A 21,467-nucleotide genomic window follows, 5' to 3' on the forward strand; every position below is an offset into this window, starting at 1 on the left:
CGTCTAATTCAAGCCGCCCTGGCAAGGGCTGAGAGGAGTATCTCCCGGTACTGCTCGGGCGTCCTGTAGCCGTGCCTCCCGACCCTCCAGCGGGTGTTGTAGGTTTCCTTGAAGGCCAGAAGGCCTTGGCGGAGGTCCTCGACGGTCTGAAAGCCCCGCACCCAGAGCAGGTTTTCCTTGAGGATTCGCACGAACCGTTCGGCGATGCCGTTGCCTTGGGGCTCGCGCACGTAGGACGGCGAGTCCTTGATTCCCAGGAAGGCGATCTCCTGTTGGAAGTCCTCCGAAATGAACTGGCTGCCGTGGTCATGGCGCAGTGTCAGTCCGGCCGCCACATCCTTGCCGAACGCGCCGAAATTGCGGCGCACGCCTTGCCGGATTGGCTCCAGAGCTTCAAGCCTGGTCCCTCGCTTGGCGGCGTGGATTCCGACCAACTCCAGCGAGCAGTGGTCGATGGCGAAAAATATCGAGGCGTTGCCTTCCGAGAGGGTCATGGTCGTGGTCATGTCCGTGCCCCACATCTCGTCCACGCGTTGCGTTCTGATCGTGCCGGTGTGGGCCCTGGGACCGTGCGGTCTGCCAGGACGCTTGTGCGCCAGCAGGCCGTTTTGGCGCATCAGACGGAGTGTGCGCTCCTTGGAGGTCCGGATGTCTTTGTCGCGCAGCATGGCCCAGATCTTCCGGTAGCCTTCGCCGGTGAACGGACTCTCCGTGAGGACGCCCTTGATCTCGCTCACCAGCTCGCCGTCGGTGTGAAATCCACAAGGACCGCGACGAATGGGCTCCGGGCGTGATGGCTGGCGTCGCCAGTACACCGTTGAGCGGGCTACGTCCCAGATGCGGCAGACCCTGGCCACGCCGAAAGGCTTGCCTGTGGAGGCGGAAGAGATTCGGCTCACTTCCTCGACCGCCTGTGGGCCAAAGGGCGGTTCTGCTCCATGCGGGCGATCTTCTCCCGCAACAATTCGATCTCCATGGCCTGCTCGCCGATCTTGGACTGGAGTCGATCCACCTCGACGCTTTCCCTGACGGGACGAGGTTTCAACCCGGATTCCCCGCCTTCGAGAAACGTGTCCCGCCACTCGCTAAGTTCCGCCGCCGTGACGCCAAGATCCCGGCTGACGAATTCGAGGTCCTCACCGCGAAGAAGCCTGAGTACGACCTGCGCCTTGTGCTTGGCCCAATACCGCTTCCGACCTGTCGATTCGTTGCCCATCTGACACCTCCAGGACGTCCGATCCATACGTCCAAGTTGGTGTCCAAGAAAACCCTAGGGCAATCCACCACCAGCAAATCCAGCAGGCGGTCGGCGGCAGCAGCTTCTCCGCGCACCGGGGGAATGCACACAATGCCGTCAGCATCAGCATGGGGCAAAAGAGCTTCGCACCCCTCTACCCACTGGCGCTGTTCTTCGGACAGTTCCATGTTTTCATCCAGTTCAGCGGGCCAGCGATAGCCGAGCAAGCGGGTCACAGCCACATGCAGCACCGTGGCGTCTTGGCGCAGCGGGCCGTGGGCTGTCCATTTGGCGTATTCATCCCAAACTACCGAGCCACAGGGGTGCCCGTGAAAAATCCACTGGGTGGGGTCATCGGTATAGGGCTTAGGCAGGCCGTGGGGGTATTTTTCGGCGGCAACGGCTGTCCAGTGGTCAAGGTCAAAGGGGACTTTGACAAGGGTAGCATTGGTGACGTTAAGCTTTTGGTCTATCCTGCGCACGGAAATATTGTATTCTGGGGAGGAACAAAAACACCAAATGGCGGGGAGGTGCGCGGGGTTGTGGGGGATGATGGTTGCAGCATTTTTACCAAAGACTTCCCCTGAATAAATGAATTGTAATTGGGAGACTATTCATTTGTGTAATGCGCAATCCATTTTTCCCCCAAGCATTCTTACCTTTTATATATGAACCCTGAAAATTAGCTATCACCGCTCCATCTTTTCCCCAATGAATAATATCAGTTCTACCTTGATAGTGTGTAGTCGTATTAGCATTTTGAATATATGCAGCCCATTCTAGATTTCTTTGGTTTTCCCAATTTTTTTTTACAAACTGATCAATATCGCCTGTTGTCAGTCCTTCATAACTATAGGCAATGAACTCTAATAAATTTCCCCCTGAACTTTCCCCCAGTGCTACCCGTGCATCCGGGTTCTCCAACTGCTTCGCCTGCTCAACGGTCTGCACAGCTTCTACGCGCAGGGCATCGGCCTTGTCCTGCGCGGTGGGGGCTTCGGCAACATCCAGCCCGCGTAAAAAGTGGGCCTTGGGCTTTTCACCCATGAGGCCCCCCACAGGCATGGAGGCTTTGCCACGGCTGAGGGTAATAAGCTGAACGTTGAAGTCCCACATGGGCGTTTGAAAGCCTTTCGGCCCCAAACGCGCCACCATATGCCATACATGCTGTTTGAGCAGCTTTTCGCGAAATTTCTTGTAGCGGGTCAAAAACAGCCAGTTTTGTGGCAACACAATGCTGGCCGTGCCGCCCGTGGTGCACAAGCCCAAACAGCGTTCCAGAAAGACGGTGGCAAGATCATTCTTGGCTTCGGGGTAGTGATTTTCACAAAACTCACTTAAGATATCCCCCTGTTTGCCACGGGCCAGATAGGGCACATTGGTAATGACAAGGGTATAGTGCTTGCCCAGCAAGGCGGCGGCACTGGCAAGGCCTTGTGCGGCCACGGCGGCTTCGTACTCTGTGCCGTCTTCCCCTTGCAGGCTTTGCTGCAAGGCTGGCTGAAGTTCGGACATGTCCACAAGGCTTGCGGCAATGGATGCAGAAGGGTTAAGCAGCGAACCCAGCACCGGGGCCTGCCGAAATTCATCATAGAGCAAGTCCAGCGCATTGCGCAGTCTGGTATTGGGCTTGGCAAGGCCCGTCCACAAGGCTTTGTCCGCAGTGACATGCAGGCCTGAACAAGCCAGATTCAGGGCAGGCAAAGGCCTATAGCCCGCTTTTGCTGCCCAGGTGCCCTGATCCCACCCCGCAAAACCTGAGCCGTCAAAGCCAAAGGTAGTGGCTGGATCGGGGTTACAATATGTCCACGCGGCAAAGGCCAGCGCAAAGGCCGCCAGTTCCACACAGCGTTGATCCAGTTCCAGACCGTGAATATTGTCCCGCAGCACAGCGTCTATGGCCTGCTCTGTGGTCAGGGACTCCAATTCCCGCCGCATGGGCACCAGCATCAAAAAGGCAGCCACTAAAAAATGCCCGGAGCCGCAGCAGGGGTCGAGCAATTTGAGTTCTGCCAGAGTGTTGGGCCAGTCTTCAAAGCTGCCCGCTGCCAATGCCCAGCCGCCCCCATCCTGCCCCTTATCTGGCCCCTCATCTGGCCCATCATCTTGTTTGACAAAGCGCAGATATTCCAAGGGTACACCGGGAATGGCGGCCTTTTGGCGCAATTCTTCCTCGCTTGCGGCGCTTTTCAGGTCTTCGGCACTCAAACGCTTGGCGGCCCACCATGCCCCCAAGCTATTGTCCAACAAAAAACTCACCATGTACGGCTCTGTGAAGAGCTGGGTCACGGCGGGCAATTCGCGTGCGCCTATTTTGACTTCTGCGCTGTTGATGCGCTCTTTGTTGTCTGCCTGCCAGAACTGGTACACCCAGCCCAAGCTGTCAGAAGCGGAGAACACTTCTTGCGGCAAGGCCGCCAGCAGGCGTTCCAGCCCCTGTTGGTGCTCAGGGGGCAGAGCCAGATGGAATACGGGAGAGTCCAACCGAAAAATTTGTGGCAACATGCGGGCAGCAAAGCGGGCGGCCAGCTCCCAACCGTTAGCTGCGCCTTCATCGGCGGCCAGGTCTTCGCATTCTTCCAACGTAACCGCCACCGGATCATCGGGGTCTGGGTACATCAACAGATTGTTCTCGGCCAGAAAGCGGGCAAAGAGCATACGGTGCCAGTGCTCGTAGGCTACCTCTTCCACCAGCCGCTCCATGCTTTGCACAGGGCCGCCATTGAGGGCATCCCCAAGCTGCCTGCCATGCGCCCGCAAACGGCGGCGCAACTCGCGTTGCGGCTCGGCAAGATGCGCGGGCACGGTTTGCTCGTCCACGCCAAGCTGCCCCAGCGCGGCACGGGCTGCTGTTTCCGCCATGACACGCGCTTCCCTGATGGTGCGCTCCAAACGGCTGCGGAGAGTTCTGTCGAGGGTGGGCATGGGCTAAATCCTTGCAGGTTGGTCATGGCCGGAAAGATGTTCGTCAAGTGACCAAATATACACCCTTCGGCCATGATTAAGCGCGCACTGACGATTCCATTCGTGAATGATGGATAAATCGCCTATTCCTGACTTGCGCATGGCCGAATCAGGAAAATCCGCCAACCATTTTTGCATATCTTCACTTGTGGGAAAGCTGAGTGGAGTAAATGGAATTGTTCCATCAAGAGCTTTTTGTACCTGTTCTACAAAAAGCTCCGCGCACTTGCGGCGTTGTGTTCCATCACCATTTTGAGCGATATGATTGCCTGTTTCAAAAATGGTCGCCATTGGCAGAAATAAGGATTCATTAGCAGCTATTTTTTGCTGAAGAGATTCAAATATTTCATCACGGCAACGTGTCATGCCGGGGATATTCAATATTTCTGCAAAAATAGTGGTGTCAATAAGGCATACCGCACTCATTGGGTAGCCCCCTCTTGCTTTAAATCGTCCAACCAAGACAGGGCCGCAGCTTTGCGTTCTTGCGAAGTAGTATTGTCCTTTAAAAAACGCTCCAAAATGCGCTTTGTTGCAAGCTGCCCCAACGAACCTTGTGCCACAAGAATAGGATAGCGATCCAAATCTTTTAACCGCATTATCTTGCTAAACCCTGTTATTATATCGCGATAACAGCACAATACATCGCCTAGAGCTTTATCAGGCACAGCATCAAGCAAGGCGGGATTGTGAGAGGTTATGAGCACTTGAAGGTTACGGGCTGAGGCAATTTGAAGAATTTGGTTTACTAATGTTTCGGCTCGGCTTGGATGTACACCATTGTCAACCTCTTCAATGATGACAAGGCTATTATCACGAGCACTAAACAGTGTTGCAGCGATAGAAAGAACTCGCAACGTTCCATCTGATAAAAGCGGAGCGTCTACAACACGCTCTCTTCCACCAAATGATTCATGCAAGCGCACCATTACATCGCTGCGTTCTGTCTTTATGAAAGAAATATCTGTAATATCTTGCTCTGGTAATGAACAAACAAACTTTAGAAGTTCTTCTTTTTCAGCGCCACCTTGATTGCAAATACGATATAGAACACTTGAAACATTTGAACCGTTTTCTTTGATTTCATCATCATTTTTGGCAAATGAATATGATCTCATTGTAGATGGATTAGGATCAAGAAAAACAATATTTTGTAACGCCTCACGAATTCTTTTAGTCGCAGTTGGAATGAGCTTCTGAGATTTTTTATGCTTTTCTTCAAACCGTCCAGGTGTTTCAAGTTGATAAAAAATCGCCTGCTGACTGGAGCATGTAATCCTTGGTTTATTTCCTCCCTGCAAAAAATTATCGTACATAACATATACAGTATTTGTTGAAACGTTAGGAATTCCATCAACGCTGTAAAGCCAGTTCTTTGAAGACGGCTGCCCCAAAGATTCTTCAGTAAGTGTTAACTTTTCAGCCACAATGCCTAAAGCAATATGAAAATTGTCACTATTTGACAGGCCGAGGTTTCTCATTGCGAGCGGGATATCACAGTCGAAAGACAAATTTTTGTTTTTATCCAAAAACAAATCTGATGCCTGCCCTCGAATAAGAGTATCTGCACCAAGGATATTGCGCTCGATGTCATCCAGACGACTTCCTTTTGCCAACCAATTCAAAAGCCGTAAGGCCTCTAAGGCATTACTCTTGCCCGAAGCGTTGGGGCCTATTAAGAATGTCATTCTCGATAGGGGAAGTTTTGCTTCCTCATAGCTTTTAAAATTTCGTATTGTGAGTGAAGAAATCATACTCCCCCCTATTTTATCACAACAGGCCCGTTATTCAGGGCTGCTTTCATTACTTGCTTGGCTTCATCTGCCCAAGCGTCAATTTCGTCAGGCGTTTTCAAGGTGCGGCGCGGCAACAGCACAAACTGCACTTCCGGTTCGCACAGCTCCGCTGCGCCCTGAAGCACTTTATCAAAACGCCCCTGCATAGCCGCCACTTTGTCTTTAAACATATTCAACGTGCAATAGTGCAACGTATTCAGCACATCTGCCGTGGTTTGCACCGCAACTGTCGGGCGAGCGTTTCCTTGCAGACTTTGTTCCGTCAAAAGCTGGTGACGCTGATTTTGATCAAGCTGCTGCCAGTTTGCATCATCTGCCAGCTTTTTCATGCCTGCGGCATGGCCAGAAGCGTATTCGCTATCTAGGTGGTTCAGTTCTTCACGCAAAAGCTGCGTCAAACTGGCGCAAAGTGGGGCTATGGCATCAGGATCGTCCAATAATTGCCGCTTGTTCTCGATAATTTGCACCTGGGCCACGATCACTTCTGCTTCTGGCAGGTTGGTGGCATGAGCAGCAAGCTGTTTCAGCGCCAGCCAGCTTTGCCAGCGCGAAGTTATGCGCCCAGACAAGTCTGTCCAGTTGTCGATACTATGAGCAAGCTCGTCACGAAGGTTATAGATGGCAAGAAGTTGTTCATTACCTGCGGTGAGGCGCACTCCGTCCAAAAACGCTGTATCCGGGCTCTGGGGTTTGGGAGCATCCCCGCCAGCCTGTTCCGCAAGCTCCAGCATCTTTTGCATAAACTGCGGGACGCAGGCAAGTTCTTCACCTTGTTTGGCGGTCAAGCCAAGCTTTTGGAACAGTTTACGAAGTTGTATGCGCTGCGCTGTGGTAATGGTGGCAGACTCCACCTTAAAGAAGGCCTTGCCCACGGCCTTGCGTTCCAGCTCTTTAGGGTCAAGGGTTTGCCCACGCTCGTCCTGTGCCCGAATGAGCCCTGCAATCAGCAGCACTTGTAGGCCGCCATCCACCGCATCACGCGACCAACCATATGGCGAGGATTCAAAGCAGGTGCGTATATCAACCCCCTTTTTTCCTGCCGCAAGAAAGCCAAGAATAGCTTTGCATACAGGATTTCTGGCTGGTTCGCCTTCATCACCCACGACTTTCAGGGCATCGGGTGCGCCCCTTTGGGCTTTTTCGTATACCTTTGCCCATTGCGGGTGGTCAGCAATTTGAAACTGCGGGTACAGCCTTTGGAGCGAATTGCTGGCAGCCTCCAACACCATTTCCTGAAGGTCGTTGCCCAGCATCTCATTACCGCCCGCCTGAAAGATGCGAGCACCCGAGAATGCCTCATCAAGCAATTCACGAATTTTACCTTCCGCGCCTTGCTTGGTGGTTTCCATTGCCGCCCGCGCTTCTGTGCCTTCGGGGGTGTTTGGTACGCCGCGTTTGTCTAGGGTAGCTGTGGCGGCTTTGTAGTTGATAAGATGGGTGCGCAGGTCATCAGCAGAGCGTTTTGGTATAAATACAAACACTGTGGGGGATTGATTGCCTGCCTGCCGTGCATCTGCTCGCACAGAGTTTTCATCCGTACTCCACCCATCACGCACCCAAACACACAGACGCTGATGGGCATCTGCTGGGAGCTGAGTATCAAAGACTGGGTGAATGTCGCGAGGAACATTTGAACTACCGTGCATCAAGGATAGCTTGCGCACAACATCGCCAAATTTTTTGCGGATACGATCTTCACGTTCTGCGTCAATTCGGTGGGCTTCGTTGGATAAGGCAGCTTGCTGGCTGAGAAATTCGTCGTTCCACGCCGTGCTTTCTTCAGTCTGTATGCGATATTCATCGCCCACACGCATAAGCAGTTCGCAGTGTGCCAAGAGGCTTTGCAGCTTGCTGCGCAACGCGCCACTGCCTTGCGAAAGATTTTCTACCAACAGGTCGGCCAGGGTATCAATGGTGGCTTTAATGCCAAGCTCCTGATTCTGGCTGCCAAGTTTGTTGATCAAAAAAACCAGGCCGCAGGCACGGGCCATAAGTTTTTCGTCGTCTGTGCCTTTACTCCAGGTGATGGTTTTTTCATGCACTTTGCGAGGCAATATACGCGACTGGAGCAATTTGTCGGCAGAGTCAAAATAAAGATAGTCAGCCGGTACAACATGCCCCAAGGGTTCATTCAGGTTGGTTTGAATAACCTTGTGGATCATGCTGAGCTGGTTGCGGAGCTGGCTTTCGGTGCCAGTCTGATCCAAAACCCGAAGTGTGTTTTCCCAAAAACGGCGACGCACTGGCAAAATGGGATAGTCTTGTGAGAAGTGCTGAATATCGTCTTGCATGTGCCCGATGGTAGTGCCTGCAAGATGCCGTGAAACTTCTCCCAGATTGGTCTGCATAATTTGTTCGATTTGCGGCTTGGCTTCTGGCTTCTTAGCCAGAATTACCTGACGGATAACTGCATCCACATCTGCGTCTGAAAGTTCAACCCGCACAGTGAAACGACCCTGTAACCGGGCCAGAAGCGCAACACCGGTAAGGGCTGTTTGCCCCGTGCCCACAAACAAAATTTTACCACCAACATTCTGGCAAATGGCTTCAACCATTTCCTGCACTTCAATGGAGCGTTCTGCACTGCCCCCAATAAACTGTTGCACTTCATCAAGCACAATCAGGGTCAAGGGAAATTTGCCATCCTTTGTCAGGGCTTGGCGAACGGCCTTGAGCATGTCGTCACTCGAAACATCCTGAACATAGGGATAGAGGTTGTTCAGCGTTTCCACACAAGATTCTGGCGTAGCAAAAAGTTTGGGCTTGGCCTGCATTAAAGCGGCGTGAAGTCCTTCTGCTACATAGAAGTTATCCAGCTCTTCTTGCCAGTTAAAGCCATTTTGCTCTACATGGTTGCGCACTTGTTCATAAATACCATCCTGACGCAACCACATGACAAAACGCGCCACAGAGTATTGCTCTGGCAGCCCTGAAGATTTGAAAATAATACGCAGAAGTGCCAGCCGCACACTACCGCTGGCTCCTGAGCCAAGGGTTCCAGATGCGGCGTGCAGGCCCCCATGCCGTTTGGCTTGCGTGCTAAGCTCTTTTAATAGATCGCTGATTCCCGGCGGCAGGTTGGCAATGCCACGAGCCGTGGCCCCGTCTGCAAAGGTGGTGTCTACCCAAAGAGCCCGAAGCATCTTTACAAGGTGGGACTTACCCGACCCAAAAAAGCCGCTTACCCATACCCCCGGCTGTTGCGCTTGGTCGGTATTTTTCAGATAGGTTTCAAGGATATGCGACATCCCTTTTTCGTACTGACCATCGCAAACAAACGTTTCCAGCTCATAACGAAGCACTGCGAGCGCATGACTGGTTGTTTCATCATTAACGCTGGCCACACCTTCATTGACAAGCTTTCGGGTGGCGGGGTCTTTTTGGTAAATGTCGTGATTGTACATCAGCTATCCTTTATTCAAAATTCCTTATCAGCAGTTATGGGCACCGCAAGATAATTCCACCCGTCATAGCCATCCAGCAGCCGGTAGTTGTTGTTTTCAAAACTACCGGGGAAGAAGACCAGCAGACGCCCTGAAACCAATGGGGCCAACGCATCTACCACATCTTTTACTTTCAAAAATCCAAATAATGAACCAACACCCTTCAGTGCTATAACAGATTCTGCGCCGAATGCTTTTTTTTGCAGGAAGCTATCAAATTCTGCAACAATATAACTGAGGTACTTGGGTAACAAAGTCGGTAAGAGGTGTGGCTTTTGAAAATAGCTGGTGGCATAGCGCTGGGAAGTCAACCAGGCAGCAAAAGTATCGGTCAGGTCAAAAATACCCCACTCATGACCTGCCTGCCGGGTGGCAATTTCAAATTCATCTATCTTGGCCCTAAGCCAGCGTTCTTCAGTTTCATTGTAGACACAAAAAATCACACGCTGTGCGGCGGCGGCATCGTTTCGCCACGGAATCGAGATAAATTTGCTGTAGGATTGTGTCAGCCGTTTAATCCTGTTCATGGAGCAGCTCCAATTCATGTTGGCTGATCAATTTGGGGAATCCGATTTCGATGATCTCACCAACCCGCTTGAGATCGATCCAGCCCTTGCGCGAAGCTTCTTCAGCCAGCTCAATAATTTTACCAGGCGGGCAATCAAGAAGTTTGCCATATTCGGATTGGATAAGGGTTTGCCCCCGAAGACCAGTAAGGTAGCCAAGAAACATGGCATACGAAACGCTTGCGGCAGTTGGAGTAGCCCGCCCCCGCACCTTTTTGGCACGGCCATTCAGGTGCCCCGATTTAGTCCATGTTGCATTGATGTTTTGAGCGGTGGACTTCAAGGTGGCCTTGCTAAAGCGTCCTGGCTTTTGTGCGTCAATAAACTCTTCTAGTGATTCGCGAGCAAGCACAGTTCCTTCAGAAATATTCAAAATATGATGAGCAGTAACGCGCAAAACCGGATCACGAGCATAGGCACAGAGCAAAGCCAGTAATGGTCTGGAAGCTGTGTCACGATTCCAAAAATATAACAGGGCTCTAAAAAGAATATTTTTATAGTCAAGAGAGTACAAATCGACAAGATATCTGCCAGTAAGAGTGCGGGTTTTTGCCGAACGTTTCCCAAGGCAGTTTTCAGCAATGATCGCGTGGAGGTATTCTTTTTTTTCTGCATCTATTCGACTTGTATGTGCAAGCAAGATGTTTAATTCTTCGAGCATCATCGTGCGCGAAATATGGGCTCCCCCCAATCCCATATTGAAGCCCAAGGCGGAAAGATAGTTATTTTTTTTCATCATGTCCTGCACTAGCATCGTTTGCGCCACCTGTTCGCACCCATTCATCGGTTTCGCCTTTTTTGAACTTCCAGAGACGACCTATTTTGTGGGCAGGCATATTCTTTTCACTGATCCATCTGTAAATTGTATCGCGTTTAACACCTAAATATTCACCGATTTCATCTACAGACAACCATCTGTCTTCCATGATTTTTACTCCACCCTTTCTTAACTCGTAGACATCTGTGGTTTGTAATGTATTACGCTAATTTTATTGAAGACAAGGCAAAAAGTCAAGACCACCATACCATTTTAACCGTGTTTAGCATGATATGACAGATACTAGCCGTGTACGCCCAAATTGGTGGAATGCTCTAAAATGCCTACTTTGCCACTTTCGACAACGCCAATGTAACCCCTTCTTCGCCCAAAATTTCGCGTATTTCCTTCACGGAATAGCCCTTCTTCAAAGCCTCCTGAAAATCACCAGCCAGTATTTCCAGAGCTTCCTCGCGGGTTTTCCCCGTCTCTTTTGTAGGAAGTTTCTGGAGCTTTTTTTTGACCGCCATAATCTTTTCCATCGGTATTCTGGTCTTCACTGCCATTGATGTTTGCCTCCATTCTTGGAATTTCCCGACAGCATAGCACAAATATTCAATCCCTGTCATTACGCCACTCCCTGTTGTGGGTTCTTCGTGGCAGGATGGTAGTTGTCTGACGCCAACTACTATCCTGCCAAAGGGCTTGCGCCCTCTGGACTCCCAAAGGCAACGCATTCGGCGCAGGCTTCTCACGCTCTCAAGACAAAAGGCAGGGAGAAGGCATGGCAAGGCCAGAGCGCAAATACCATAAGCGATACACCCTCTGGGTGTCCGAAGGCGAAGCAAAACAGCTTGAGGAACAAGCCAGCCTGGCCGGGCTTTCGGTTTCCGAATGTCTCCGCCGTCGCGGCTTTGGCGGCAGGCCACCCACTCACATAGTCGCGCAAACGGACATGACCACAGTCCGTGAATTGCGCCGCATCGGGGGCCTGCTCAAGCATCATTTTGAAACACTGCGGCAGGCAGGAGCCAGCCGTGAGCACCTGGAAGAGCAAGAAGAAACACTGCGGATTTTGGGCCGCGCTATTGAAAGGTTGGGGAGCACAAAACCGTGATCGTCAAGAAGGTGAAGTACACCGACACGGATAAGCCCAAGGTCTGGCAAATTGGCGACCTGGTGGATTATATCCGCTATCCGCACAATACCAATGCGCAAGAGAAAATCGCCCACGCCGGGAGCAGAAACTTTTTCGCCGCCACGCACAATGGCCAGAAAGTGGAGATGATTGCGCTGGCCCAAGAGAGCGTCCACAGCAAAATGCCAGTGAGTCATTGGGTATTTTCGTGGCAGGAACACGAGCAGCCAACCCGCGCCCAGGTGGATGATCTGGTGGATATTTTTCTGGAGCGCATGGGCCTTGTCGAGCACCAGACCGTCTACGGTTTGCATTACAACACCGAAAATTATCACGTCCACATCGCGGTCAATCGCATGCATCCTGTGAGCGGTAAAGTGGTGCAACCGCACAAGGGGTTCGACAAAGAAGAAGCCCATAAAATTGTCGCCCTGGTGGAACACAAGCAGGGCTGGGCCAGCGAAGCAAATTCCCGTTACTCGGTGTTGGAAAGCGGCGAGCTTGCCCGAAACTTACGGCCTAAAAAAGTCCAGCCTCGGCAAGAGGCAATGGCCGTGGAACACGCCACCGGCGAAAAATCAGCCCAACGAATTGCTCAGGAACGGGGGCATGACATCATCAAAAATGCTAATTCTTGGCCGGAGCTACATCAGAAACTTGCTGAAAAAGGGCTGCGCTTTGAAAAGAAAGGCTCCGGAGCCATCGTCTTTGTGGGCGAAAAAGCGGTGAAGGCTTCGTCCATAGATCGTGATTTCGGCATGAGCAAACTGTGCAAAAGGCTTGGGGAATTTATGCCAGCAGAAATCCCACCGCCTCTGGAAAAAATGCAGCCCGAACCAGTAAGCGAGGTAAGTTTGGAAGAATGGCGAGAATATCAGAAAGATATTTCTTTGCCCGTTTCGGAGCAGAATGAGGCAAAAAAACAGCAGCAACTTGAAGCTATGAAAGCCCGTCACAGCAGCGAACGGAAGCAGATTTTAAGCGGCCTTGGCAAACGCGGGCTGCCCGTGCTCAACGCCGAACGGCACCGTCTGAAAATGCGACAGCGTGATGAGTTGCGTCAGTTTAGGCAGCAAACAGGACGCAGGCAGAAGCCCGGCAAAGGTAAACCCCACTTTGAAACCTGGCTGCGCGGGCGTGGTCTGCACACGCAGGCCGACCGCTGGCGGCACAGGTTCCGCATAGAATCCAAACGCTCGGAGCTGCCCGTGCATATGGCCACCACGGCTCCATCCACACCTGTGCATGAACAGCTCCAGCACTATGTTTCCGCTGTGAATGCGGATCGCATCCGTGTGACCTGTATCCGCATGAAACCAGATGGCGATAAAAAGGTCTTCATTCTGGACAAGAGGGACGGAGCATCCCAAGGCTTCACTCCAGAGGAGTTGGCCGCACACCTGCCCGAAATGCTCCGGCTTCAGCAGCGCGGCGAAAATATCTATTACACACCGCTTTCCGAGAACAGACATCACATCCTTATTGACGATATGACGCGGGAGAGCCTGGAAAAGCTCTATGCGGACGGCTTCCGGCCCGCTGTGGTGCTGGAAAGTTCACCGGGCAATTATCAATGTGTGCTCACCATTCCCAAGCTGAAAAGCCCGCACAACCGAGACGTGGGCAACCGGATCACGGAGCGCCTCAACAAGCTGTATGGCGATCCAAAGCTCTCCGGCTGCATTCATCCGCATCGAGCACCAGGCTTCGGCAACTTGAAGCCCAAACACCGGCGCGAGGATGGCTCCTTTCCCAAGGTAAGACTGCTTAAGGCCGAAAAGCGTGAATGCGCAAAGGCTTTGGAACTGGCCAGACAAATTGAGCGTGAATATGCCGCCGCAGAAAAGGCCCGGCAGCCACAGACACACCCCCGCCCCGTGACCACACATGCACGTTCTGGAGATTCAGTCGCTGCCTACTACGCGCACTATGCGAATATCCGCCAGCACCTTGCCCTGGAAGATTTGTCACGGGTGGATGCCATGATTGCCTTGCGTCTGCGGGCCACCGGCCATAGCCAGCAGGCCGTGGCCGAAGCCGTGCGCCAATGCGCCCCCACCATCAGAGAGAAAAACGAGGGCCGCGCCTGGCAACGCTATGCCGAACGCACTGCTGCTTATGCTTTCAGCGTGGCCGGAGACTTGGCTCTGGCGAAGAATGAGCGGTATCTGGAGCACTGGCAAAGGATTGAGGGATGTGAATGGACAAGGATGAAAACGCCAAGCATAATGGTGCGGTAAAGCAAAGAGTCAAATTTGGAGGTTGACATCACTCCCGATTCTATCTATCGTTTAGTATCATTTGATACCATATGAAGGACAAAAGATGAACCCCGAAAATAAGAATTGGTTGTCGGTGGAAGAAACAGCTTCCTACCTTAAAATAGGCAAAACTCTATTATATGCTATGGCGCAAGAGGGTAGAATGCCAGCAAGTAAAATCGGCAAAAAATGGGCTTTTGAAAAACAAGAACTTGATGCATGGGCCAGATCGAATCAGCCGGTGGAAACATTCTTTACCAATATTGACTTTAACATTGAAGAAAATGATCTCCTTCGCGAGCCTCAAAAAAGTGCATACCTACAAGCGTATGACTTTTTCAAATCCGGTAAAAATAGAGCTATCATACAGATTCCTGTAGGTTGCGGAAAAACCGGCCTTGCTTCTATTCTTCCACTAGGGATTGCAAGTGGACGAGTCATAGTAATTGCTCCCAACTTGACCATTAAAGACGGTCTTTATGAATCAATGGATGTAACCAACCGCCAAAAGTGTTTTTGGCGTAAAGCAAAAGTTCTGGCTCCAGAACAAATGTTGGCAGGCCCTTTGGCATGTACCCTTGACACAGGAAATATAAGCACTGCAACAAAATCTCATATAGTTATAACAAATGTCCAACAACTTGCGACCAATTCTGAGAAATGGTTAGCGCAATTTAGTGATGATTTTTTTGATATGATCATTGTTGACGAAGCGCATCATAGTGCTGCCGCAAGCTGGCAAAAGGTCATTGATAGGTTTCCAAAAGCTAAAATAATACTGATGACAGCAACTCCTTTTAGGAGTGACAGGCAAGAATTGAGCGGAGAACTTATATATAGATACCCATTTAGGAGTGCTTCGCTAAAAGGCTATGTCAAAAGACTTAAAGCAAGTTACGTTGCCCCATCGGAAATTCAGTTGGGATTTAAAGATGAACGTGGAAAAATTTACACATTAGAAGAAATATTGAAACTTAAGGAGGATGACTGGTTTAGTAGAGGGGTTGCTTTGGCTCCACTGTGCAACAAACATATCGTTGATAACAGCTTGGGCAAGCTTGAAGAATTAAGAATGAGCGGAACGCAACACCAACTTATTGCTGTCGCATGTTCTATCAATCATGCAAAAGAAATTAGATCGCTATATATAGAGAGAGGTTTTACTGCGGAAGTTATTCATAGCAAACAAAAGCAGGATGAGCAGGATGCTATTCTGGTAGCGCTGAGAAATGGGACACTTGATTGTATTATTCAAGTTCAAATGCTAGGCGAAGGATTTGATCACCAAAAATTAAGTGTCGCAGCTATATTTCGTCCATTTAGAAGCCTTGCGCCTTATATCCAGTTTGTAGGCAGGATAATGAGGGTCATTGTTCAAAATGATCCTGGACACCCAGACAATCTGGGGCACATAGTCACTCACCTTGGCATGAATCTGGATCAAAGGCTTAAAGAATTTAAGCAGTTTGAGAATGACGATCAATCTTTTTGGGATAAAGTCATTGGTGGCGAAGAGCCAGAAGTTTCGAGGGATGTTTTAAACGGTTCAACGCGGTTACGGGCTGGAGAAAAAGTTGTAGTTCATAATGAAATTGTTGATGCTATTTGGGAAGAAGATTTTACAACAGTTGAGGAGCAACACATAATTGAGGAACTTCGCGAAAGGTTGAAGCTTTTGGGTCTTGATGAATCTCAAGCAGAGGGCATTGTAAAAAGTAGCCAAAATCCGAGCCTCACAAAAGTTGCACCTGCGGAGCCATTTCTCGTACAGCCACAAAAAGAGTGGGAAGAGGCCAAAAAAAGGCTCCATGAGCAAGCTCAACGACTTGCAAAAATTCTACTCAATCATGTTCAATTGGACATGAACGGTCTGGAAATTCCCCGTAAGTATGCAAGCTTAAAGCTTACAGGGAAAAACAACTATATATCTGCGTTGATGATGGTGAATGTCGAATTCAATAAACGGCTAGGGAAATCTCGCAATTCTGCAACCGTGGAAGATTTTAAAGCAATATTGGAGAACCTTGATGACATCATCAAGCCACTCACAAGACGACTTCGGAAAGCAAAGTCTGACTACGAAGAAAGCCAAACCTAAAGGACCTGTTCCATCCCTTATTGGCAGCTCAAATGGCAAGCCAAAAAGGGTTGAAGTTTTGCGAAAATCGGAGTGCAAGCGCTGCAAAAGGGAATTATCAAAGGGTGAAAAGTGTATTGATATTCCTAAAGTTGGTGGGGCGCATACCAATCAAAAAAGATATTGTGATGACTGCTATAAAGCCATTCTCGATAAGACTGAGAAAGACCTTAATGAATTGAAAATGATATAGAAGGAGCGGCATATGCGCATATTGGCTGTCAAACCCGGTGTTGATGAGATTACAATGGCTATTGTTAGCGGAGATCGAAAAACACCCAACTTAGAGTCCGTTAACAAAGAAGTCTATAAAATACCGCAATCTGCTGACCCGTCCAAATGTTTGGTCGAAATTGTGCAAGAATTTAAAAGCATAATCAAGGAACGCAAAATAGAGGAGGTACACGTTGTTAAAGCAACAAAACCTCCCAAAGGTTCCCTTTCCCCAGAACGAGTAAAAAATGAAGCAGCAATCCAATTTGCATCGACTGAACAGGGGGTTCCCGTAAAGCTTATTGCGCCTCAAAGCATTAGGGCTGCTGAAAAAAAGGAAAATGAAACTGTAGATTCGATTTTTGACCATAAATTCAAATCAAAAGACAAGCGAGAGGTTGCATTTTTAGGTTTGATTGGGTTGCCTTGAGTCCCGCTACGCCCGAAGAGCAGAAGGCCCACATCCGTGACCTTGCCGAAAGGCTGGACGCCATCGCAAAGCCCGACAAGCCGTGCACCCGAAACTCCCCCTGACGGATATGTACGCGGTGCTGGAACAAGTGCTGTGTGCTGGTTGAGGCCGGAATTGTAGATCAATGCCAACTATAAATCTGAACCAATGTTGTCCGGTTAAGCACCCATAGCTAACAGGCTATAACTATAGGTGTTTATAGTTTTTCGTCTTCGCGGATTCAGAAGTTCTTCCAGAGAATCCTTGCCGAACAGATTCAAGCAAATGAGCTCGAAGAGTTGTTGCACCGACAGCCCAAGCTTGCTCAGGAATTTCTGATAGGCCAGGAGTAAATACACGGTCAGGGCCGTATAAATCTGGATGTGCACCGCATTCTCCGAGCGCCCGACAAAGCTTTTAATATGCAGATTTTGTTTGACTTCGCGGAAGAATATTTCAATTTGCCAGCGTTCTTTATAGATATCAGCAATTGTCTTGGCGGACAGGCGGAAATGGTTGGTCAAAAATTCGTACCGTTTGCCGGTTTTCGCATCGCGATAGCCGATTCTGCGTAGACGAGTGGTTTTTCCCCGGCTGCTCACGTCAATGATGTGATCGGACGTGACCCCGGTTTTCCGGTCTACGGCGCGGCGATCAACGAGCTTATAGGCAGCATTGCTCTTCAGTCGGGTTACGAAGAAAATGCCCTTCGCGGTCAACATGCGAAACCAGGAATAGCAGATATAGCCTTTATCGAAGGTGACGATGGAACCCTTTGGCAATGAAAGACTTTTGGCCATGCGGCTTTCGTGGGTTTTGGCATTGTTGATATCGAGAAAAGCGGGAATGTAGCCATCGTGGTCAAGCACGGTATTTACTTTCACGCCAGCCTTGTTCCGCCGGAACGACGCCCAGGGAAAGATGGACAGGCATAGGCTGATGGTGGTGGCGTCCATGCTGTACAGCTTGCACTTGAAGCGGAATTTGTGACGAGGCGCACGAAGATGGCACAGGCCATACATTTCAGTGAACAGGTCTTTGAAAAATTCCACAGGCCTTGAATTGTTGGCATCGGCAACCGTGGAACGCGCTACTGATTTCAAGCCGAGGTGATACAGCCGTCTCTTGGCCGCCTCCAAGGCGCGAAGCCCATCGCGTAAAGAGCGCCTTGCAGCGAGTTGGATAAAGGCCATGACGGTGAATTGCTCCTTGAATCCAAATTGGCGTGAAGAGCGGCCAGTTTTGTGCTTGCGTTCGAGTTTTTCAAAAACATGTCCCGGTATCAGGGATAGCAGTTGAGAGAAGAGTGTAGTATGATGGCTCAAGTCCAAAATCTCCTTGTGTGGCAAGTTGTTGCGGTAACTTCTTATACCACATACTGCTGAGATTTTGGACTTTTTTGTTACCCCTTAGCCGGACAGCAATGGTATTTTTTGTTTTACAAATACGCTCATAAATGGATGAAATATGTATTTATCGCAATCTCAAAGAACAATAGAATTGTATACAGAGTTAACAACAATGATTTGTGATTTCATTGGCGTATCTAGAATAGCGCAGAGTACTGAATTTGACTATAATAATACAAAGCTAAATGAATTTTATGCTGATATAATTAGCAAGATGCACATGAATAAGGATATTTTAGTTAAGATTTTAGAATTGACTGGAAATGGAAGGTTAAAGCATCGCGGTTTCAAGTTCAAAGTGCAACACCCAGTCCTTGGGTATTGGCGTCTTCTAAAAAAACTTCATAGGGTGTCTTAAACCCAAGGCATTTTCTAGGCCGCCAGTTCAAGCGGCACATTGCCGCTATGATCTCATCTTGCGTGACCGATGCCAAGCTTACCCCCTTGGGGAAGTATTGGCGTAGAAGGCCATTGGAGTTCTCGTTCAAGCCACGCTCCCACGAATGGTAGGGGTGCGCAAAAAATCCCTGAGCCTCGAGTGTAGCTGACACATCGGCATGGTAGCTGAACTCCTTGCCGTTATCATAGGTAATAGTCTGAACAAAGTCCTTAATGGGTGTCAAGAGTCCTTCAATGACCCGCCTTACTTCGCTGGCGCTTTTGTTGGGAGCCTTGCCAAACAGGAAAAGACGACTTTTACGCTCTGCAAGTGTCACCAAAACGGGGCCTCCTTTACTGCCTTCAACGGTATCAGCCTCCCAATCACCAAGGCGTGAGCGCTCGGCAACAATGGACGGGCGTATGTCTATGCTGATACGCCCCTTGATTTGACCTCGTCTGTCGGGTTTGCCATATCGTCGTTTGCGTTTGCGCTGGCAGCGCAAATGGCTGTGCAGCGTTCCTCCTCGTTTTTTGTCCGCCAGAATGTACTGGTAAATGGGGGTATGAGCAGCTGAAACTGTACGGCGTGTATGTACAGGAACCGCCCCGCCCCCTGGACCCGGCAGAAACGCTGACCCCCTATCTGGAGACAACCATCTACCGCCTGGACCGCACCCAGGACGGCATCGGGGTTGTCAGCTTTAAGGCTGGGCACGAAAAGCCTTTATGGCGTCATGTCCAATCGGCCCCGTGATGACACGCGTTATGTGCAAGGTTCGCCTGCAAGCGAACAGCCCCGCCTGCTTTTAGCACGAGACGTTTCGGCTTGTACGTACGGGGGGAAAAAGAGCGCCACCCGCGTGTATGCATCACGGGCGGCGTTTTTTGTTTATTGGCAAAAAGCCAGGTCGCAAACGTTTTTCAGATTGTGTTTACGGGATTTCGGGGCGCTTTGCCGCAGAGCACGTCCACAATGTTGCGGGCTGCTTCCATGGCGATATCAATGCGCACCTGTTCCACGGCCGATCCAAGGTGCGGGGTGAACACAGTGCGCAGACCGGGGTCCCGCAGGGCCTCGGGCACATCGCGGGGGCGGTCTGCCAGCCCCCAGTCTTCAAAGGCAAAGACGTCGGCGGCATAGCCTGCAAGATGGCCTTTTTCCAGGGCTTCTGTCACGGCCTCTTCGTCCACGCACGAGCCGCGCCCGGTGTTGACAAGAAACGCGCCGGGTTTCATAGCGGCCAGTTCGGCCGCGCCCAAAAGCCCTTTTGATTCAGGGGTCAGCGGGCTTACGCACACCACCCAGTCGGCAGTGGCAAGCAGCGTGGGCATATCTGTTTGCGCCAGCGCAAGTTCGCGTTTGCGTTCATCCGGCAGTTCGGCAATGTCATAGCCAATAAGCTTCACGCCCCAGCCTGCCAGGCGTTGGGCCACGGCCTGGCCCAGGCGGCCCAGACCGATGATGCCCACGGTGGAGCCGTGCAGGCCCTGGCCGTAAAAAATGGGCCGCCAGCCTTCAAAAGCCCCGCTGCGCACCCGTTTGTCCCCTGGCAGCACATGACGTCCCAGGGCCAGCATAAGGGCAATGGTCAGCTCTGCCGTGGGAATGGTCAGAAGGTCCGGCACGTAGGAAAGCCACACGCCCCTGGACGTCAGCGCGTCCACATCAAAGTTGTCATAGCCCTTGAGGGCTGCCCCCACGATTTTAAGGCGGGGGGCATTGTCCAGCAGTTCGGCATCCACCCAGTCAGGCATAAACATCATGGCGGCGTCCGCCTCTTTGAGATGGTCAAAGAGGATCTGGCGCGGCCAGGTTTCGCGGGTTTTGTTAACGACAAGACGGCAATGCGGTTCAAGATAGTTGATGATTTCAGGGTGCACCCAGTGGGTGACCACACAAAGGGGTTTTTGACTCATGCGCATTTTCCTCGCAACCACGACCCAAGGGCGTCTACCAGTGTCACCATGACAAGAATAAGCAATAATATCGCGGACACTTCGCGATATTGCATAAGCCTGAGGGAAGCCATAAGTTCAAACCCTATGCCGCCAGCGCCCACCATGCCCATGACAGTGGAGGCGCGAAAGTTATATTCCCAGCGGTACACGGTAATGTCGGCCAGTTGCGGAAGCACCTGCGGCATGACGCCGTACACCAGCACTTTCAGGGGGTTCGCGCCCGTGGCCCGGATGGCCTCAACGGGTTTGGGGTCGCAGTGTTCCACAGCTTCGGCAAAAAATTTGCCCACCATGCCCACGGAATGCAGACCCAGGGCCAGCACGCCCGGTAATGCGCCAAAACCCACAGCCGCCACAAAAAGAATACCCATGATCAGTTCCGGCACGGCGCGCAAAGTGTTCAGCAGGCTGCGTGCCAGACGGTAGACAACGGGGTGGGGCGAAACGTTGGCCGCCGCCAGAAAGCCCAGGGGCAGCGAAAGGCATACGGCCAGAAACGTACCGGCCACGCTCATGGCGATGGTGTCCATAAGCGGACCCAGCCACGAGCGCCAGTTGCTGGGGTCCGGGGGTGTCATCTCGCCCAGCAGGTGCCACAGGGCGGGGCCGCCCTCAAGAATGCGCGGCACATCTGCCAGGCCGGAATAGGCAACGCACAGGGCTATGCCCAGGGCGATGCAGCCTATCAGCACCAGGCGTTCGCGGTAATTTTGGGCGACGTTGTTGACAATAAAGGTAGATTCCACCGCGGTCAT

General features: G+C 51.0%; 17 protein-coding genes and 1 pseudogene. 5 read left to right on the top strand and 13 right to left on the bottom strand.

The annotated features are described in order from the left end of the window. Positions 1 to 8: 8 nt before the first annotated feature. From HY795_00955 to HY795_00995, 9 genes and pseudogenes are all read right to left on the bottom strand, one after another. Positions 9 to 899: a DDE-type integrase/transposase/recombinase gene (locus tag HY795_00955; protein ID MBI4803784.1), complete on the bottom strand. Its 891-nt coding sequence runs from the start codon at positions 897 to 899 to the stop codon at positions 9 to 11. Positions 900 to 1,041: 142 nt separating this feature from the next. After that, a pseudogene (locus tag HY795_00960) lies at positions 1,042 to 4,162 on the bottom strand (N-6 DNA methylase). A gap of 3 nt (positions 4,163 to 4,165) precedes the next feature. Then, positions 4,166 to 4,627: a hypothetical protein gene (locus HY795_00965; protein MBI4803785.1), complete on the bottom strand. Its 462-nt coding sequence runs from the start codon at positions 4,625 to 4,627 to the stop codon at positions 4,166 to 4,168. Next, positions 4,624 to 5,955, bottom strand: coding sequence for an AAA family ATPase (locus HY795_00970; protein ID MBI4803786.1), 1,332 nt, complete (start codon positions 5,953 to 5,955; stop codon positions 4,624 to 4,626). Before HY795_00970 ends, HY795_00965 begins: the two co-directional genes overlap by 4 nt. A gap of 8 nt (positions 5,956 to 5,963) precedes the next feature. Continuing rightward, positions 5,964 to 9,401, bottom strand: coding sequence for a BREX system P-loop protein BrxC (gene brxC, locus HY795_00975; protein ID MBI4803787.1), 3,438 nt, complete (start codon positions 9,399 to 9,401; stop codon positions 5,964 to 5,966). Between the two features lie 14 nt (positions 9,402 to 9,415). Then, a complete protein-coding gene (locus tag HY795_00980) occupies positions 9,416 to 9,967 on the bottom strand; it encodes a DUF1788 domain-containing protein (protein ID MBI4803788.1) in 552 nt (183 codons plus the stop codon). Continuing rightward, positions 9,954 to 10,745, bottom strand: coding sequence for a hypothetical protein (locus HY795_00985; GenBank protein MBI4803789.1), 792 nt, complete (start codon positions 10,743 to 10,745; stop codon positions 9,954 to 9,956). The genes HY795_00980 and HY795_00985 overlap by 14 nt, the downstream gene beginning before the upstream one ends. Continuing rightward, positions 10,729 to 10,932: a helix-turn-helix domain-containing protein gene (locus HY795_00990; GenBank protein ID MBI4803790.1), complete on the bottom strand. Its 204-nt coding sequence runs from the start codon at positions 10,930 to 10,932 to the stop codon at positions 10,729 to 10,731. The genes HY795_00985 and HY795_00990 overlap by 17 nt, the downstream gene beginning before the upstream one ends. Positions 10,933 to 11,107: 175 nt before the next feature. Beyond that, positions 11,108 to 11,329: a hypothetical protein gene (locus HY795_00995; protein ID MBI4803791.1), complete on the bottom strand. Its 222-nt coding sequence runs from the start codon at positions 11,327 to 11,329 to the stop codon at positions 11,108 to 11,110. Positions 11,330 to 11,547: 218 nt separating this feature from the next. Between HY795_00995 and HY795_01000 the strand changes: the two genes are divergently transcribed. The 4 genes from HY795_01000 to HY795_01015 all read left to right on the top strand — a co-directional run bounded on the left by HY795_01000 (position 11,548) and on the right by HY795_01015 (position 16,942). Beyond that, on the top strand, positions 11,548 to 11,880 hold the full coding sequence (locus HY795_01000) for a hypothetical protein (protein ID MBI4803792.1): 333 nt from the start codon (positions 11,548 to 11,550) through the stop codon (positions 11,878 to 11,880). Then, a complete protein-coding gene (locus HY795_01005; GenBank protein MBI4803793.1) occupies positions 11,877 to 14,141 on the top strand; it encodes a relaxase/mobilization nuclease domain-containing protein in 2,265 nt (754 codons plus the stop codon). Before HY795_01000 ends, HY795_01005 begins: the two co-directional genes overlap by 4 nt. 85 nt (positions 14,142 to 14,226) lie before the next feature. After that, a complete protein-coding gene (locus HY795_01010) occupies positions 14,227 to 16,260 on the top strand; it encodes a DEAD/DEAH box helicase family protein (protein MBI4803794.1) in 2,034 nt (677 codons plus the stop codon). A 244-nt stretch (positions 16,261 to 16,504) separates the two neighbouring features. Beyond that, complete coding sequence (locus HY795_01015; GenBank protein ID MBI4803795.1) at positions 16,505 to 16,942, top strand: DUF3010 family protein; 438 nt, start codon at positions 16,505 to 16,507, stop codon at positions 16,940 to 16,942. Positions 16,943 to 17,142: 200 nt separating this feature from the next. Here HY795_01015 and HY795_01020 read toward each other — a convergent pair whose 3' ends face one another. Together HY795_01020 and HY795_01025 are read right to left on the bottom strand one after the other, a co-directional pair. Further along, the gene (locus tag HY795_01020; protein MBI4803796.1) at positions 17,143 to 18,288 is read right to left on the bottom strand and encodes an IS4 family transposase; all 1,146 of its coding nucleotides are present in this window, start codon (positions 18,286 to 18,288) and stop codon (positions 17,143 to 17,145) included. Between the two features lie 377 nt (positions 18,289 to 18,665). Next, a complete protein-coding gene (locus HY795_01025; GenBank protein ID MBI4803797.1) occupies positions 18,666 to 19,406 on the bottom strand; it encodes an IS30 family transposase in 741 nt (246 codons plus the stop codon). Here HY795_01025 and HY795_01030 point away from each other — a divergent pair. Further along, entirely contained in the window at positions 19,340 to 19,507 is a 168-nt protein-coding gene (locus HY795_01030; protein ID MBI4803798.1) for a hypothetical protein, read from the top strand. The two genes, HY795_01025 and HY795_01030, sit on opposite strands and share 67 nt — an antisense overlap. 167 nt (positions 19,508 to 19,674) lie before the next feature. Here the strand turns inward: HY795_01030 and HY795_01035 are convergent, their stop codons facing one another. Together HY795_01035 and phnE are read right to left on the bottom strand one after the other, a co-directional pair. Next, complete coding sequence (locus HY795_01035; GenBank protein ID MBI4803799.1) at positions 19,675 to 20,670, bottom strand: hydroxyacid dehydrogenase; 996 nt, start codon at positions 20,668 to 20,670, stop codon at positions 19,675 to 19,677. Further along, positions 20,667 to 21,467 (bottom strand): phosphonate ABC transporter, permease protein PhnE, encoded by an 801-nt coding sequence (gene phnE, locus HY795_01040; GenBank protein ID MBI4803800.1) that lies wholly within the window; start codon positions 21,465 to 21,467, stop codon positions 20,667 to 20,669. Before phnE ends, HY795_01035 begins: the two co-directional genes overlap by 4 nt.

The sequence above is a fragment of the Desulfovibrio sp. genome, assembly GCA_016208105.1.
Taxonomy (GTDB): domain Bacteria; phylum Desulfobacterota; class Desulfovibrionia; order Desulfovibrionales; family Desulfovibrionaceae; genus Fundidesulfovibrio.